Genomic DNA, 16,493 nt, shown 5'->3' with positions numbered 1-16,493 from the left:
GGCAGGAGAAGGAGCAGCGCATGGCACTCGTGGAGTTCCGCGGCGTGCGGAAGGTGTTCGAGCCCACGAAGCGCGGCGAGAAGCCCGTCGTCGCCATCGACGGCGTCGACCTCGACGTGGAGAAGGGCGAGATCTTCGGGATCGTCGGCTACTCGGGCGCCGGCAAGTCGACGCTGGTCCGGCTCGTCAACGCCTTGGAGACCGCCACCGAGGGCACCATCGTGGTCAACGGCCGCGAGATCACCGGGCTGGGCGAGCGCGAGCTGCGCAAGGTGCGGCTCGACATCGGGATGATCTTCCAGCAGTTCAACCTGTTCAGCTCGAGCACCGTCTACCACAACATCCTCTACCCGCTGCAGGTCGCCGGCGTGCCCAAGGCGGAGCGGCACGGGCGGATCGCCGAGCTGCTGTCGTTCGTCGGCCTGCTCGACAAGGCCAAGCACTACCCCGACCAGCTCTCCGGCGGGCAGAAGCAGCGCGTCGGCATCGCCCGGGCGCTGGCGACGAACCCCGCCCTGCTCCTGGCCGACGAGTCGACCAGCGCGCTCGACCCGGAGACCACGCAGGAGGTGCTCGCGCTGCTGCAGCGCGTCAACACCGAGCTGGGCATCACGATCATGCTGATCACCCACGAGATGGACGTCATCCGCACGATCGCCCACAAGGTGGCGGTCATGGAGAACGGCCGGATCGTCGAGCAGGGCCCGGTCTTCGACCTCTTCTCGGACCCGCAGGCGGACGCGACGCGTCGCTTCGTCTCGACCCTCGTCGAGCAGGGCCCCGCCCCCCGCACCCTCGAGCACCTGCGCGAGCGGCACCGGGGACGCTTCGTCACCATCGCGCTGCGCGAGGGCTCGGTCCCCCAGTCGGAGCTGTTCGCCGAGCTGGTCGCCCGCGAGGTGCGCTTCGAGCTCGTGCACGGCGGCATCGAGGACGTGCAGGGCCGCACGTTCGGCAACCTGACCCTCGCCCTCGAGGGCGACCCCGCCCAGGTGGAGGCGGCCGTCGCCGCGCTCCGCACCAAGGTCGACCTGACGGAGGTGGACTGATGGACGACACCCGGCTCCCCGAGCTCGGCCCCGACATCTGGGAGGCGTCGCTCCAGACGTTCACCACGGTGGCGATCGCCCTGTTCTTCGGCGTGCTGCTCGGCACCTTCCTGGGTCTGGTGCTCTACACGACCCGTGCGGGCGGCATCTTCGCCAACCGCCCGGTGTTCGTGGTGCTGAACTTCCTGGTCAACTTCTTCCGGCCGATCCCCTTCATCATCTTCATCGGCGCGGTCCAGCCGCTCGCGCGGATCGTGGTGGGCACGGGGTTCGGCATCCGGGCGGCGACCTTCGCGCTCGCGCTCGCGGCCGGCTTCTTCATCAGCCGCGTGGTCGAGCAGAACCTGTTCTCCGTGGACCCCGGCGTCATCGAGGCGGCCCGGGCGATGGGCGCGAGCCGCATCCGCGTGGTGGCGACGGTGCTCATCCCCGAGGGCCTCGGCCCGCTGATCCTGGGCTACACGTTCGCCTTCGTCGCGATCGTGGACGCCTCGGCGATCGCCGGCGTCGTCGGCGGCGGCGGACTGGGCAGCTTCGCGCTCCGCTACGGGTTCCGGCAGTACGACCCGATCGTGACGTGGGCGACCGTGCTGATCCTCATCGCCCTCGTCCAGCTCGGCCAGCTGCTCGGCAACGTGCTGGCGCGGCGCATCATGCGTCGCTGAGGCCACGCGCGACCCCGGACCGGCCCCGCGCCGTCCGGGGTCGCCGGGTCCGCACCGCGACACCCCGAGCGGTGGAATTGCTCTATCTCATATCTGAGATACCTTGGTCGGCATGACTGTCACCCCGACCACCGACCTCGCCGGTCAGGCCGACTACAAGGGCCGCATCGGCAAGCTCATCCGGGACGCCCGCATCCACCGCGGCCTCACCCAGTCTCAGCTGGCCGACCTGCTCGCCACCTCGCAGAGCGCGATCAACCGCATCGAGCGCGGCCACCAGAACCTCTCCCTCGAGATGGTCGCCCGCATCGGCGCGGCCCTCGACTCCGAGATCGTCGCCATCGGCTCCGGTCCCACGCACCTGCGCGTCACCGGCCCGACCACGCTGTCGGGCAGCATCGACGTCAAGACCTCGAAGAACGCCGGCGTCGCCCTGCTCTGCGCCAGCCTCCTGAACCGCGGCCGCACGACGCTGCGCAAGGTCGCCCGCATCGAGGAGGTCAACCGCCTGCTCGAGGTCCTGGAGAGCCTGGGCGTGCGCACCCGCTGGCTCAACGACGACAACGACCTCGAGATCGTCCCGCCGGAGCACCTCGACCTCACCGACATCGACGCCACGGCCGCCCGCCGCACCCGCTCGATCATCATGTTCCTCGGCCCGCTGCTGCACCGCCTGGAGGAGTTCGAGCTGCCCTACGCCGGCGGCTGCAACCTCGGCGAGCGCACGGTCGAGCCGCACATGACGGCGCTGCACCACTTCGGTCTCGAGGTGAAGGCCACCGACGGCGCGTACCACGCCGCCGTCGACCGCGGCGTGGGTCCGGCCAAGCCGATCGTGCTGACCGAGCGCGGCGACACCGTGACCGAGAACGCGCTGATGGCCGCCGCCCTGCACCCGGGCACGACCGTGATCCGCAACGCCTCGTCGAACTACATGGTCCAGGACCTGTGCTTCTACCTGCAGAAGCTCGGCGTGGACGTCGAGGGCATCGGCACCACGACGCTCACCGTGACCGGCCGCGAGAAGATCGACGTCGACGTCGACTACGCGCCCAGCGAGGACCCGATCGAGGCCATGTCGCTGCTCGCGGCCGCGATCGTCACGGAGTCCGAGATCACGATCCGCCGCGTGCCGATCGAGTTCCTCGAGGTGGAGCTTGCGACGCTCGAGGGCATGGGGCTGCGCTACGACCGCTCGGAGGAGTACGTCGCGCTCAACGGCCACACCCGCCTGGTGGACCTCACCACCCACCGCTCGGAGCTGCAGGCACCGCGCGACAAGGTCCACCCCATGCCGTTCCCGGGCCTCAACATCGACAACCTGCCGTTCTTCGCCGTCATCGGCGCGGTCGCGCACGGCCAGACGATGCTCCACGACTGGGTCTACGAGAACCGCGCGATCTACCTGACCGAGCTCACCAAGCTGGGCGGCAACGTGAAGCTGCTCGACCCGCACCGCGTGCTCGTCGAGGGCCCGACGCACTTCTCGGGCGCGGAGCTCGTCTGCCCGCCCGCACTGCGTCCCGCGGTCGTGATCCTGCTGGCCATGCTGGCCTCGAAGGGCACCTCGGTGCTGCGCTCGACGTACGTCATCCACCGCGGCTACGAGGACCTGGCCGAGCGGCTCAACCAGCTCGGCGCCAACATCGAGACCTTCCGGGACATCTGAGCCGGAGCGGCCATAGGGTGGCGCCCGTGACCGCCCGCACGACAGCGCCGTCGACCGGGTTCGCGTACCTGGACGGCGACGAGACCCACGGCGGGGTCCCCCTCGCCTTCGCCCACCGCGGCGGCGCCGAGCACCCCGACCTCGTCGGGGCGGAGAACACGCTCGAGGCGTTCGAGCACGCCGCCGCGCTGGGCTACGTGCACCTGGAGACCGACGTCCAGGTCACCAGCGACGGCCACCTGGTGGCGTTCCACGACGCCCGCACGTTGCGGGTCACCGAGGTCGAGGGATCGGTCGGCGGCCTGAGCCTGGCCGAGGTCAAGGGCCTGCTGGTCGGTCGCCGTGGGCAGGTCCCGACGCTCGCCGAGCTGGTCGACGCGCTGCCGCGTGCCCGGTTCAACATCGACCTCAAGTGCGACCGCTCCCCCGCGGCCCTCGCGCGCTTCGTCGCGGAGCGCGGGCTGTGGGACCGGGTGCTCGTCGGCTCCTTCTCGGCCGGCCGGCTGCGGCGGTTCCGCCGCCTCACCGGCGGCCGCGTGCCGACCGCGGCCCACCGCGCCGAGATCGTGGCCTTCCTCCTGCTGCCCGCCCGCCTCGCCGACCGGGTCACCGGCGGCCGCGTGGCGGCCCTGCAGGTGCCGGTGCACCGGGGCGTCACGATCGTGACGCCCCGCCTGGTACGTCGCGCGCACGCGGTCGGCAAGCACGTGCACGTGTGGACCGTCGACGACCCGGCGGAGATGGAACGTCTGCTCGACCTCGGCGTCGACGGGCTGATGACCGACCGCACCGACCTGCTGCGGTCGGTGCTCGAGGCCCGCGGCGCCTGGCGCCCGGTCGAGGAGGAACGGTGACGGACGCGATGGGCCCCCTGGAGTCCCTGGATCCCGCCCCCGAGGGGGCCCGCGCCACGGCGCGGCGGCGCACCGTCCTGGCCTGGGGCCTGTGGGACTGGGGCTCGGCCGCCTTCAACGCGGTCATCACCACCTTCGTCTTCACCGTCTACCTGACGGCCGACGGCGACGACGGGCCGCTGTTCGGCTCGGGCGTCGACACGAAGCTGGGCTGGGCGCTGGCGGCCGCCGGCCTGACCATCGCCGTGCTGGCGCCGGTGACCGGGCAGCGGGCCGACAGCTCGGGACGTCGGACGTTCTGGCTCGGGGCGCACACCGGCGTGGTCGTGCTGGCCTCCGCCCTGATGTTCTTCGTCGAGCCCGACCCGGGCCTGCTGTGGCTGGGCCTGCTGCTGCTCGCGGTCGGCAACGTGTTCTTCGAGCTGGCCTCGGTCAACTACAACGCGATGCTCGGCGACATCTCCACGCCCGCGACCGTCGGTCGGATCTCCGGCCTCGGCTGGGGGCTCGGCTACCTCGGCGGCATCGTCCTGCTGCTGATCGTGTACTTCGGCTTCATCTCCCCCGACGTCGGGCTCTTCGGCGTCACCGGCGACAACGGCCTCGACGTGCGCGTCACGATGCTCGTGTGCGCGGTGTGGACGCTCCTGTTCTCCCTGCCGGTCCTGCTCAGCATCCGGGACCGCCCGCGCCCCGAGGCCGCCGCGCGCGGCCCGCGCCAGGGGGTGCTGGCGGCGTACCGGCACCTGTTCGCCACGGTCGCCGGCCTGTGGCGCACGGACCGCAACACCGTGTACTTCCTCGGCGCCTCGGCCGTGTTCCGCGACGGCCTGGCCGGCGTCTTCACCTTCGGCGCCGTGCTGGCCGCCGGGTCCTTCGGCTTCTCCAGCGGCGGGGTGATCATCTTCGGCATCGCCGCGAACGTGGTCGCGGGCATCGCCACCATCGGGTTCGGCCTGCTCGACGACAAGATCGGCCCGAAGCGGGTCATCGTCGGCTCGCTGGCGGCCATGTGCGTCGCCGGGTCGGTGCTCTTCGTGCTGCACGACGGCGGCTCGGGCGTCTTCTGGGTCTTCGGGCTGATCCTGTGCATCTTCGTCGGCCCCGCCCAGTCGGCGTCGCGCTCCCTGCTCAGCCGCCTGATCCGACCGGGCATGGAGGGCCAGGTCTTCGGGCTGTACGCGACGACCGGGCGCGCCGCGAGCTTCCTGGCGCCCGCGGCCTGGGCGCTCGCGCTGACGATCGCCTCCGGGGTGACGGGCAGCCCCACCGAGGACGTCCAGTACGCCGGCATCATCGGCATCCTGGTCGTGCTCCTCGCCGGTCTGCTCCTGCTGCTGCCGGTGCGTGCGCCGCGTCCGGGCGAGCAGCGCGCGTTTCAGGAATCGAGCGCCGCCCAGTAACGTTGAGGACTTGTCGACCGCGCACGCGGTCCGACGCACGACGACGAGGTGGAGGTGTCGCGATGGCAGAGCGCACGCTGCGAGGAGCACGACTCGGAGGCCAGAGCTTCGAGGACGAGCGCGGGATCGAGTTCGCGGCGCGTCAGCAGGTCGGCTACCGCTGCCCGCAGGCCCACGAGTTCGAGATCACGATGTCGGTCGAGGCCGACATCCCGGCGGTGTGGGAGTGCCCGCGCTGCGGCGCCGAGGCCCTCAGCACCGCGGGCATCCAGCCCGAGGAGAAGGTCGAGAAGCCGGCCCGCACGCACTGGGACATGCTCCTGGAGCGCCGCTCGGAGACCGAGCTCGAGGAGATCCTGACGGAGCGGCTCGAGCTGCTGCGCGGCGGCGAGATCGGCCCGGCGCACCTGCACAAGCCCTCCCGCTCCAAGCGCTGAGGCGGACCGGGAGGGGTCCTCAGCGCCGGTCGTCGCCCTCGTCGACGACCTCGCCCCGGACCACGTCGTCCCGACCGTCCGCAGCACCCGGGCGCACGTCCCACGGACCCGTCGGCACCCCGTGCCGGCGGGTCCGTCGCGTGAGCAGCCACCAGGCCGGGCGGGCGAGCACCGGACGCGCCACGAGCAGCAGCAGGCCCACGACGCTGTTGACCACGCCGGGCACGACCAGCAGGACGCAGCCGAGGACCGCCAGCACGCCGCCGGCCACCTCGCCCTCCGGGGCCCGGCCGGCGCGGGCGGTCTCCACCGCGGCCCGCACGGAGCGGCGGCCCTCCCGGGCCAGCAGGACCATGCCGAGCACGCTGGCCCCGATCACGACCACCAGGGCGACGAAGACCCCGGCCAGCTCGGCCAGCGCGAGGAACGCGGCGACCTCGACGACGACGCCGACCAGCAGGGGCAGCGTCACCCGCAGCGCCCGGAGCCGCGAGGCTCGCACCGCCCCCGGTGCAGGTCGGTGGGGGTCGGTTCCGGGCAGCTGCTGGTCGGTCACGGTGTGCGTCGTCGCTCTCGGTGGGTGCGGAAGGTGCGGCGGACCTGACGGCGACGCTCCCGCAGACCCCACCGGGTGATCCGGCGCAGGGACTCGACGGCCACGTCGGTCGTCATCTTGGAGTCACCGTACTCGCGGTCGACGAAGTCGATGGGCACCTCCCGCACGCGCAGCCCGGCCTGGACCGTGCGCCAGGTGAGGTCGGTCTGGAAGACGTAGCCGGTGGACTCCACCGCGGAGAGGTCGATCTTCTCCAGGGTGGTGCGTCGGAACATCCGGAACCCGGCCGTGGCGTCATGGACGCCCATCCCCAGCAGCACACGCACGTAGGCGTTGCCCGCCCGCGAGAGCGCCTCGCGACGCACGGACCAGTTCTGCACCGACCCGCCGCGGATCCAGCGCGCACCGATCACGAGGTCCGCCTCGACGAGCGCGTCGAGGAGCCGGCCGACCTGCTCGGGCTGGTGCGAGCCGTCGGCGTCCATCTCCCCGATCACGTCGTAGCCGCGGGCGAGGGCCACGGCGAAGCCGTGCAGGTAGGCGGCGCCCAGCCCCTCCTTCGCGGTGCGGTGCAGCACGGTGACCCCGGGGTCCTCGGCGGCCAGCCGGTCGGCGATGCGGCCGGTGCCGTCGGGCGAGGAGTCGTCGACCACGAGCACGTCGAGGTCCGGCTGCGCGGCCCGGACCCGTCCGACGACGGCGGCGATGTTGAGCGCCTCGTTGTAGGTCGGCACGACCACGACGGCCCGTCCCAGGTCCGGGTGGATCATCGCTGTGCTGCCTCTCTCGCGGTGGTCGGGTCGTCCGCCTCGACCGTCCCTGCGGGACGGTCGGCGGCGGAGCGGCCGACCGTAGGGATCCGGCGTGACGAGGTGACCAACGCGAGCAGAACGGCGAGGAGCGTGGCGGCGAAGGCGCCGCGGGCCAGCCAGGGCCCGACGCGCAGGCCCAGCGGCACGTCGTCGTTGAGCACCACGTCGGCCGCGACCACGCCCCGTTCGCGGGTGCCGATGTCGGCCACGACGGACCCGTCCGGCGCGATGATGCCGCTGCGGCCGTTGATCGCCGCGACGACGACGTACTTCCCCGTCGCGATGGCGCGCAGGCGGGTGATCTCGAACTGCTGGTCGATCTGGTGCGTGCGGATGAACATGGCGTTGCTGGTCTGGACGGTGACCAGCTGGGCGCCGGCGGCGACCTGGTCGTGGAAGAGGTCGTCGTAGGCGACGTCGAAGCAGATGGCGTTCGCGACCGCCACGCCCTCGATGTCCAGGGGGCTGCGGCGCACCCCGGCGAGCATGTCGCGCGGGATCAGGTCGAACTGCTCGACGATGTCGGTGAGCGTGTCGTTGCGGAAGGGGATGTACTCCCCGAACGGCACCGGGTGGTGCTTGGCGTAGCGGTCGCCGGGTCCGGAGACCGGGTCCCACACGATGCCCTGGTTGAGCACCTGCTCGTCGGAGACGGCGTCGACCATGCCCCCGACCAGCACCGGCACGCCGAGCGCCGCCACCGCGCGGGTGATCTCGCCGTACGCCTCGCCGTCGGTGAACGGGTCGACCGCGGTCGAGTTCTCCGGCCACACGGCGAAGGCCGGTGCGTCCGCGTCGCCCGCGGCGACGTCCGCGGCGAGCTCCTCGGTGGTCGTCGCATGGTCGCGCGTGACCTGACGGTGCACGGCCACGACGTCGTCCCCGTCACCCCCCACGTCGCCCTGCACCGCGGCCACCCGGACGCGCTCGCCGTCGGTGGGGCCGGCGTAGGCCGTCAGCGCGGCCGCCACGCCCACGACCACGAGGATCGCGACCGGGGCGGCCAGGAGCCTCGCCCGACGGAGCAGGCCGGCCCGGTCGAGGGGACCGACGCAGTCGCGCAGACGCAGCGCCGCCCACAGCGACGTCGTGGCGAGCAGGGCCAGCACCAGCGAGACGCCGGGCATTCCGATCCACGGCAGCAGGGCCGCGAAGGGGGTGTCGACGACGCCGAAGGACAGCCGCGCCCAGGGGAAGCCGCCGAACGGCCACCCCGCGCGCAGCTCCTCGTAGGCCACCCAGGCCGGCGCCACCAGCACGGGCCAGGCCCGCAACCGGTGCAGCACGGCGACGACGGGGCCGAGGAGCAGGAAGTAGGCGGTCTCGATCAGCGACAGCGCGATCCAGGCGCCGGTGCCGACCGCCTGCATCCACCACAGCTGCACGAACGAGAAGACGGCCCCGAAGACGAGGCTGACGAGGAGCGCGGTGCGCACGCGGGCGCCGCGCAGGGCCAGCGCGTACCCCGCCACGCCCAGGGGGCCGGCGACGACGAGCCCGACGGGCTCGAACATCGCCGTCAGGACCAGGCCCGCGACGACGGCGACGAGCAGCCGGAGGGGGAGTCGCGAGGTCACGTACCGAACGGTAGCCGAGGAGCAGGGCGGAGGGGGCGGGCACGGCCTTCGGACCGACGCCGGCCCGACCGGGTGCCGGGCAGGCGAAGTTGTCTACGGACCGCGCGCCCCCTCCGCTTCCACCACCACGGTGCGGGGTCGAGTGAGGTGCTCTCGCCGGTCGGGAAGTGGTGCGCGACCCGTCGGCGACGCCGCTCGTGCTCTCGGCCCACGACGCGCGTGCTGCGCAGGTGAACTGAGGACAGACTCGCGGTGTCCGCGCAATGGTGTCAACGTCGCGCTGACCTGCGCTGACAGGGCGTCTGCGCAGGTCAGCGCGCGGGCGCCCGCCGACGAAGTCGTTCGGTTATTTCTCGGCGCCCGGCGTGTCGCGCGGCGACACGCCGGTGGTGTCGCGTAGTGGTCCGGATCAGGTGACCGGGCGGTTCTCGTAGAACGTGTTGAGCACGATCGTCGTGCGCGTCGAGACGTTCGCCGAGCTGCGGATCCGGGCCAGCAGGCCCTCGAGCTGCGAGGGCGTCTCGGCGCGCACCTTGAGGATGTAGGACTCCTCCCCCGCGACCGACCAGCACGACTCGATCTCCTCGATGTCGCGCAGCCGCTCCGGGGAGTCGTCGGGCGCCGCAGGGTCGATCGGGCGGATCGAGATGAACGCCGTCAGCGGTCGCCCCAGCTGCTCGTAGTCGATCGTCGCGCCGTAGCCGCGGATCAGGCCACGCTGCTCCAGACGCTTGACCCGCTGGTGGACGGCCGACGTCGACAGACCCGTGCCACGCCCCAGGTCGGTGAACGACATCCGGCCGTCCTGGGCGAGCAGAGCGAGGATCTTGCGATCGGTCTCTTCCACGCCGGACAGGCTATCGCCTCGTGGCAGGATCACCCCGTGCCCCACCGAAGCCCCCGCCTGCTCCTGCTCGACACGGCGTCGCTGTACTTCCGTGCCTTCTTCGGCGTGCCCGACACGATGCGCGCACCCGACGGCACCCCCGTCAACGCCGTGCGCGGTCTGATGGACTTCGTGTCGCGGCTGGTCGAGGAGTACGAGCCCACCCACCTGGCCTGCTGCTGGGACGACGACTGGCGCCCGCAGTGGCGCGTCGACCTCGTGCCGACCTACAAGGCGCACCGCGTCGTCGAGGAGCGCGCGAGCACCCCCGACCTCGAGGAGGTCCCCGACCCGCTCGAGCTGCAGGTGCCGGTGATCCGCGCGGTCCTGGCCGCCTACGGCCTGGCCGTGGTCGGCGCCGCCGAGCACGAGGCCGACGACGTGATCGGCACGCTGGCCACCGACGCGGGTATGCCGGTCGACGTCGTGACGGGCGACCGCGACCTCTTCCAGCTGGTCGACGACGCCGCCGAGGTGCGGGTGCTCTACACCGCCCGGGGCGTCGGGCGTCACGAGCGGATCACCGAGGACGTCGTGCTCGAGAAGTACGGCGTGCGCGCCGACCAGTACGCCGACTTCGCGACCCTGCGTGGCGACACCTCCGACGGGCTGCCGGGCGTCAAGGGCGTCGGTGAGAAGACCGCGGCCACGCTGCTCGGCCGCTTCGACGACGTCGCCGGCATCCGCGCCGCCGCCGAGGACCCGGCCGCGGACATGGCACCGGGCGTGCGGGCCAAGGTCAAGGCCGCCTCGGACTACCTCGACGTCGCCCCGACGGTCGTCGCCGTCGTGCGCGACCTGCCGGTGCGCGACGTCGACCTCACCCTGCCCGCGGGCCCTGCCGACCCCGACGAGGTCGCCGTGCTCACCGAGCGCTGGGACCTCGGCACCAGCGCCACCCGGCTCACCGACGTCCTCACCCGGCTGGCCTGACCCGGCCGGCCTGACCCGGCTGGGCCTGACCCGGCTGGGCCTGGACCCGCGGGCGCCTCAGGTCGCGTCGGTACGGTGACGGGCATGGCACGCATCGCAGTCGTCGGAGGCAACGGACAGATCGCTCGGCAGCTCCACCCGCTGCTGGTGCAGGCGGGCCACACGCCCGTCGCACTGGTGCGCACGGAGTCCTACCGGCCCGACCTCGAGGCCCTGGGTGCCGAGGTCGACATCCTCGACATCGAGCAGGCCTCGGCGGCCGACTACGCCCGGGTCCTCTCCGGGGCGGACGCTGTCGTGTTCGCGGCCGGCGGTGGTCCCGACGGCAACGTCGAGCGCAAGCGCACCGTGGACCTGGGCGGCTCGCTGGGCTCGATCGCCGGCGCCAAGCAGGCCGGTGTGCGCCGGTTCGTGCAGATCTCCGCGATCGGCGTCGACCAGCCCGTCGGCGAGGACGCCGGAGAGGTCTGGAAGGCCTACGTCGAGGCCAAGCGCGACGCCGACAAGGCCCTGCGCGCCTCCGGCCTCGACTGGACCATCGTCCGTCCCGGAGCACTGACCGACGACGACCCGACGGGCGCCGTCACCCTGGCCGCGGAGGTGGAGCGCGGGGAGGTGACCCGCGCCGACGTCGCCGCCGTGGTCGCCGCCGCGCTCGACGACCCCCGCACCGTCGGCCAGCAGTGGGAGCTCGTCAACGGGCCCACGGCCGTCGCGGACGCGGTCGCCGCCGCCGTCTAGGCCCCCCGACGGCCCCCCCGACGGCTCCTCAGGCCTGGCTGCCGACCGCGCTGTAGGCGACCACCCCGCGGTTGACGAGGTCGCCGGCCGCGCGGGCGGTACGCCGCAGCGCCGGGTCGTCGGTCGCCACGGCGATCTGGTCGGTGAGGTCGAGCAGCTGCTTGGCGACGCGCACGAAGTCGCCGGCGGTCATGCCCGTCTCGCGCAGCAGGTCGTCGAGGTCCTCCCCGCGGGCCCAGCCGAGCGCCGCCCAGGCGAAGCCCGCGTCGGGCTCGCGCAGGTGCTCCACCTTGTGCTGCCGCTCCAGCGCGGACAGGTCGCGCCACAGGCGTCGCACGACCGAGATGGCGTCGCCGACCGCGCCGCCGGGCACGCGCGGTCCGCGCGGGTCCTCCGTGCGGCGCGACTCGAAGACGAGCGCCGACAGCGCGGCCGCGAGCTCGTCGGGCGCCAGGTCGTCCCACACGCCCAGGCGTAGGGCCTCGGCCGCGACCAGGTCCAGCTCGGAGTAGATCCGCATGAGGGCCTGGCCCCGCTCGGTGACCACGTCACCGTCGAGGTAGTCCAGGGCCGTCAGCACGACGCTGACCCGGTCGAACTCGCGCGCGACGGTGTTGGTGCGCGACTCGATGCGCCGACGCAGCGTCGAGGCCTCCTTCTCGAGCTTGGCCCACCGGTCGGCCCACCGGGCGTGGTCCTCGCGCTCCGGGCACGCGTGGCACGGGTGCGCCCGGAGCTCGGCGCGCAGCCGGGCCACCTCGGCGGCCGTGCCGTCGTCGTGGGGCGAGCGACCCTCGCGGGGCGTCTCGGGCTCGGGCGGGCGGCGCAGGTCGCGCACGTGGTTGCGCAACGTCGCGGCGAGGTCGCGGCGCTGCTGCGGGTTCCGGCCGTCGAACGTGCGCGGCACCCGGATCCGGCTCGCGGCGCGCACCGGCACCGGGAAGTCGATCAGGCCGAGCCGGCGCGACTGCTTCTCCACGGTGACGACGAGGGGTCGCGGCTCGTCCCGGGTCACCCCGGGATCGATGACCACGGCCCAGCCGCTGAACTTCCCGGCCGGCACGTGGATCACGTCGCCGGGTCGCAGGCGGGCCAGCGACCCCACCACCTCGCCGCGACGGTCGTCGCGCCGGGAGCGGGCGCCGGCCTTCTCGACCTCGCCGATGCGGCGGCGCAGCGCGGCGTACGACATGAAGTCGCCGCGCTCGCACACGGCCGCGTCGGCGTACCCCGCCAGCGCGTCGTCGGCCTTGCGCAGCTGGCGCGCGAGCCCCACCACGGCCTTGTCGGCCTGGAACTGCGCGAAGGAGCTCTCGAGCAGCTGGCGGGCGCGGTCGCGCCCGAACCGGTGCACCAGGTTGACGGCCATGTTGTAGGACGGCCGGAACGAGGAGCGCAGCGGGTACGTGCGGGTGGAGGCCAGTCCGGCGAGGTCCGTGGGGTTCAGGCCCTGCTGCCACAGCACGACGGCGTGGCCCTCGACGTCCAGGCCGCGACGGCCGGCCCGGCCGGTCAGCTGGGTGTACTCCCCCGGCGTGATGTCGGCGTGCGTCTCGCCGTTCCACTTCGTCAGCTTCTCCAGCACGACCGTGCGCGCCGGCATGTTGATGCCCAGCGCCAGCGTCTCGGTCGCGAAGACCGCCTTGCACAGCCCCCGCAGGAACAGCTCCTCGACGCACTCCTTGAAGGTGGGCAGCATCCCGGCGTGGTGCGCCGCGACGCCGCGCAGGAGGCCCTCGAGGAAGTCGTGGTAGCGCAGCGCCCGGCGGTCGGCCGCGGGGAGGTCGGCGAGCTTGTCCTCGACGTACGCGCGGATGGCTTCGCGCTCCTCCGGGCTGGTCAGCTCGATCTCGGCGTCGAGGCACTGCTGCACCGCGGCGTCGCAGCCGGCCCGGCTGAAGATGAACGTGATGGCCGGCAGCAGGTGCTCGCGCTCGAGGCGCTGCACGACGTCCGCGCGGCTGGGCGACCACGGACGGCGGCCGTTGCCGGTGTCGCGACCGCGACCTTGGCCGGCCCCGCCCTCCGGTCGGCTGCGGCGCGTGCCCTTCGGCGGGCGTCGGTCCCGGATCCGCGACGACGCCCAGTCGTCGCGGGCGATGCGCAGCAGGTGCGGGTTGACCTTGGCGCCGTCGTAGGCGAACCCGGCCGACGCCGCGACGTCCCCCGCGTGGAAGAGGTCGTGCAGGTGCTTGCCCACCAGCACGTGCTGGAACAGCGGCACCGGCCGCTTCTCCTCGACGATGGTCGTGGTCGCGCCCCGCACCGTCTCGAGCCACTCGCCGAACTCCTCGGCGTTCGACACCGTCGCGGACAGCGAGGCGACCACCACCGACTCGGGCAGGTGGATGATCACCTCCTCCCACACGGCGCCGCGCGAGCGGTCGGCGAGGTAGTGCACCTCGTCCATCACCACGTAGCCGAGGTCGGCGAGGGTGCGCGAGCCCGCGTACAGCATGTTGCGCAGCACCTCGGTGGTCATCACGACGACCGGCGCCTCGCTGTTGACCGCGTTGTCCCCGGTCAGCAGGCCCACCCGGTCGGCGCCGTAGCGGTCGGCCAGGTCGCTGTACTTCTGGTTCGACAGCGCCTTGATGGGGGTGGTGTAGAAGCACTTGCGGCCCTCGGCGAGCGCGAGGTGGACCGCGAACTCGCCGACGATCGTCTTGCCCGAGCCGGTCGGCGCCGCGACCAGCACGCCGCGACCGTCCTCCAGCTCCGCACACGCGCGCCGCTGGAAGTCGTCGAGGCCGAACGGGTAGAGCTCTTCGAAGGCGTGCAGGCGCGGGTGCTCCTGGGAGGCGCGGAAGGCCGCGTACCGCGCGGAGGGGGACTCGTCGTTCACACGACCACCTTCACAGCCCGGGGAAGGGCGCTGATCGTCAGGGGGAGCCGACCGAGCGGTTCGCCGTCGCCGTACGCCGTGATCCCGCGCGCCGCGACGGTGACCGAGCGGGCGCGGTGGTGCTCGTACGCCCGGTGGTCGGTGTGGGTGCCGCGGTAGAGCCGCGGGAAGGCGCGGACCAGCTCGCGGCGGCCCAGCGTGCGGATCACGACCACGTCGAGCAGGCCGTCGTCCGGCTCCGCGCCCTCGGTGATCCGCAGTCCGCCGCCGAAGGAGGCGGTGTTGCCGACCGCGGCGAGCACGCCGTCGACCTCCCTCACGGTGCCGTCGAGCTCGAGGGTGTAACGGCGCGGCGCGAGGGCGCGCAGCTCGGCCGCGACGGCCGCGACGTAGCGCGAGCGCCCGCGCGGCCAGGCCATCGCGTCGGCCCGCTCCGCGACGAGCGCGTCGAAGCCGCAGGCCAGCACGGTGGCCACGTAGCGGTCACCGACCTGCAGCACGTCGATCTCCCGGGTACGCCCGGCGACCACCCGGTCCGCGGCCGCGACGGGGTCCGCCGGGATGCCCAGCTCGCGCGCCAGGTCGTTGCCGGTGCCGGCCGGCACGACCGCCAGCGTGACGCCGGCGGGCACGGCCTGCTGCAACGCCAGGTGCACCGTGCCGTCCCCGCCGAGCGCCACCAGCGTCTCGACGTCCGCGGCGCACGCGGTGCGGGCCAGGTCCCGGGCCTCGTCCACGTCGGCGCCGACGAGGTCCAGCACGTCGAAGCCCGCACGCCGCAGCCGGGACAGCACGACCTCACGGACCCGGGCACCGCGACCGCGGCCCGCACCGGGGTGCGTGAGCAGCGCGAGCCGACGGGGTGGCATCAGGCGGCGCCCTCGGTCCCCAGCGGCTCGGCGAACGGGTCCTTGCGGGCCCGCCGACGGTCGAGGAGGCGCGTGATCACCTCGGAGATGCCCACCAGGAAGCACATCGGGATGGCGAGGAACAGCATGGTGAAGGGGTCCGTCGACGGCGTGGCGATCGCGGCGAAGATGAAGATGCCGATGATGAACCACGGACGGTAGTGCCCGATGGTGGCGCCCTTCATCACCCCGGCGAGGTTGAGCAGCACGAGGAAGACCGGGATCTCGAAGGAGACCCCGAAGACCAGCAGCGTGCGCACCAGGAACGAGAAGTAGTCGCCGAACTCGACGAGGTTGGTGAGCTCGGCCTGGGTGAACCCGATGAGGATCTCCAGACCCTTCGGCAGGGTCCAGTAGCCGACGGCCACGCCGAGCAGGAACAGCGGTCCGGCGATCGCCGCGAACACCCGGCTCCACTTGCGCTCGTGCCGGTGCAGGCCCGGCAGGATGAACGCCCAGATCTGGTAGAGCCAGTACGGGCTGGTCAGCACCAGCGTGGTGACACCGCAGAGCTTGAGGTAGAGCACCAGCGGGCCGCCGACGCCGGCGATCGTCGCCTGCGTGTCGGTGCTGCCGCCCAGCTCCGCGGCCGCCTGCTCGTACGGCTGGAACACCAGCTGGAAGATGACGTCGAAGAAGAACAACGACACGACCAGGGCGACCACCCACAGGGTCAGCACCCGGAGGACCCGGGCCCGCAGCTCCCGCAGATGGTCGGTCAGGGCCATCCGCCCGTCGTCGCTGACGGGGTGGAGGGGGCGAACGGAGTAGAAGCGCAGCAGTCCCTTGACGCTCACGTCCGCGGGCTCGGGAGGCTCAGGCCTGGGTGTCGCGACGCTGCTCGTCGCGCACCGGGTCGGCCGCGCGCGGACGACCGGCCTGGTCACCCAGGTCGGCCTCGCGCGCACCGAGCGCACCGGTGCCCTGGGCGGGCCGGTCCTGCTGGTCCTTCGCGCGGTCGTCGTCGTCGTCGGTCAGACCCTTGGTCTCCGACTTGAAGATGCGCAGGGCCTGACCGGTGCCGCGGGCCAGCTCGGGCAGCTTGCGCGCCCCGAACAGGAGCACGATGACGAGCACGATCAGGACGAGCTCCCACCCGCCGGGCATGGTGACAAGGGGACTGGTCACAAGGGCCTCACAAACAACTCGACGACAGAC

The 16,493-nt window shown here is 72.8% G+C and carries 16 protein-coding genes; 8 read left to right on the top strand and 8 right to left on the bottom strand.

The genetic code is table 11. The annotated features are described in order from the left end of the window. The first annotated feature begins 20 nt into the window (after positions 1-20). The 6 genes from RDV89_RS04640 (at position 21) to RDV89_RS04615 (ending at position 6,077) form a co-directional block, all read left to right on the top strand. Positions 21-1,049, top strand: coding sequence for a methionine ABC transporter ATP-binding protein (locus RDV89_RS04640; protein ID WP_315731764.1), 1,029 nt, complete (start codon positions 21-23; stop codon positions 1,047-1,049). Further along, positions 1,049-1,714, top strand: coding sequence for a methionine ABC transporter permease (locus RDV89_RS04635; RefSeq protein ID WP_315731762.1), 666 nt, complete (start codon positions 1,049-1,051; stop codon positions 1,712-1,714). Before RDV89_RS04640 ends, RDV89_RS04635 begins: the two co-directional genes overlap by 1 nt. 112 nt (positions 1,715-1,826) lie before the next feature. Next, positions 1,827-3,383 (top strand): helix-turn-helix domain-containing protein, encoded by a 1,557-nt coding sequence (locus RDV89_RS04630; RefSeq protein ID WP_315731760.1) that lies wholly within the window; start codon positions 1,827-1,829, stop codon positions 3,381-3,383. A 26-nt stretch (positions 3,384-3,409) separates the two neighbouring features. Then, positions 3,410-4,237: a glycerophosphodiester phosphodiesterase family protein gene (locus RDV89_RS04625; protein WP_315731758.1), complete on the top strand. Its 828-nt coding sequence runs from the start codon at positions 3,410-3,412 to the stop codon at positions 4,235-4,237. Between the two features lie 8 nt (positions 4,238-4,245). After that, entirely contained in the window at positions 4,246-5,640 is a 1,395-nt protein-coding gene (locus RDV89_RS04620; RefSeq protein ID WP_315732217.1) for an MFS transporter, read from the top strand. 62 nt (positions 5,641-5,702) lie between these two features. Beyond that, positions 5,703-6,077, top strand: coding sequence for an RNA polymerase-binding protein RbpA (locus RDV89_RS04615; protein ID WP_315731756.1), 375 nt, complete (start codon positions 5,703-5,705; stop codon positions 6,075-6,077). A 19-nt stretch (positions 6,078-6,096) separates the two neighbouring features. Here the strand turns inward: RDV89_RS04615 and RDV89_RS04610 are convergent, their stop codons facing one another. From RDV89_RS04610 to RDV89_RS04595, 4 genes are all read right to left on the bottom strand, one after another. Next, entirely contained in the window at positions 6,097-6,633 is a 537-nt protein-coding gene (locus tag RDV89_RS04610) for an FxsA family protein (RefSeq protein WP_315731755.1), read from the bottom strand. Next, on the bottom strand, positions 6,630-7,403 hold the full coding sequence (locus tag RDV89_RS04605; protein ID WP_315731753.1) for a polyprenol monophosphomannose synthase: 774 nt from the start codon (positions 7,401-7,403) through the stop codon (positions 6,630-6,632). Before RDV89_RS04605 ends, RDV89_RS04610 begins: the two co-directional genes overlap by 4 nt. Then, positions 7,400-9,022, bottom strand: a complete 1,623-nt coding sequence (gene lnt, locus RDV89_RS04600) for an apolipoprotein N-acyltransferase (RefSeq protein WP_315731751.1) — start codon at positions 9,020-9,022, stop codon at positions 7,400-7,402. The genes RDV89_RS04605 and lnt overlap by 4 nt, the downstream gene beginning before the upstream one ends. 409 nt (positions 9,023-9,431) lie before the next feature. Beyond that, complete coding sequence (locus RDV89_RS04595) at positions 9,432-9,869, bottom strand: Lrp/AsnC family transcriptional regulator (protein WP_315731750.1); 438 nt, start codon at positions 9,867-9,869, stop codon at positions 9,432-9,434. 36 nt (positions 9,870-9,905) lie between these two features. Here RDV89_RS04595 and RDV89_RS04590 point away from each other — a divergent pair, with 36 nt between their 5' ends. Both RDV89_RS04590 and RDV89_RS04585 read left to right on the top strand, forming a co-directional pair. Beyond that, positions 9,906-10,841: a 5'-3' exonuclease gene (locus RDV89_RS04590; RefSeq protein WP_315731748.1), complete on the top strand. Its 936-nt coding sequence runs from the start codon at positions 9,906-9,908 to the stop codon at positions 10,839-10,841. Positions 10,842-10,925: 84 nt separating this feature from the next. After that, positions 10,926-11,582 (top strand): SDR family oxidoreductase, encoded by a 657-nt coding sequence (locus tag RDV89_RS04585; RefSeq protein ID WP_315731746.1) that lies wholly within the window; start codon positions 10,926-10,928, stop codon positions 11,580-11,582. 28 nt (positions 11,583-11,610) lie between these two features. Here RDV89_RS04585 and RDV89_RS04580 read toward each other — a convergent pair whose 3' ends face one another. From RDV89_RS04580 to tatA, 4 genes are read right to left on the bottom strand one after another with little or no spacing between them, the layout of a single operon-like run. Next, entirely contained in the window at positions 11,611-14,427 is a 2,817-nt protein-coding gene (locus RDV89_RS04580) for a DEAD/DEAH box helicase (protein WP_315731744.1), read from the bottom strand. Beyond that, positions 14,424-15,296 carry a diacylglycerol/lipid kinase family protein gene (locus tag RDV89_RS04575; protein WP_315731742.1) on the bottom strand — a complete coding sequence of 291 codons (873 nt, stop codon included), beginning with the start codon at positions 15,294-15,296 and terminating at the stop codon, positions 14,424-14,426. Before RDV89_RS04575 ends, RDV89_RS04580 begins: the two co-directional genes overlap by 4 nt. Beyond that, complete coding sequence (tatC, locus tag RDV89_RS04570) at positions 15,296-16,132, bottom strand: twin-arginine translocase subunit TatC (protein ID WP_315731739.1); 837 nt, start codon at positions 16,130-16,132, stop codon at positions 15,296-15,298. Before tatC ends, RDV89_RS04575 begins: the two co-directional genes overlap by 1 nt. A gap of 19 nt (positions 16,133-16,151) precedes the next feature. Beyond that, positions 16,152-16,442, bottom strand: a complete 291-nt coding sequence (gene tatA, locus RDV89_RS04565; RefSeq protein ID WP_315731737.1) for a Sec-independent protein translocase subunit TatA — start codon at positions 16,440-16,442, stop codon at positions 16,152-16,154. Positions 16,443-16,493 lie beyond the last annotated feature (51 nt).

The organism is Nocardioides imazamoxiresistens (genome assembly GCF_032378595.1).
Taxonomy (GTDB): domain Bacteria; phylum Actinomycetota; class Actinomycetes; order Propionibacteriales; family Nocardioidaceae; genus Nocardioides; species Nocardioides imazamoxiresistens.
Note: the sequence above shows the minus strand (reverse complement) of the source record. Positions and strands in the feature narration are given on the sequence as shown.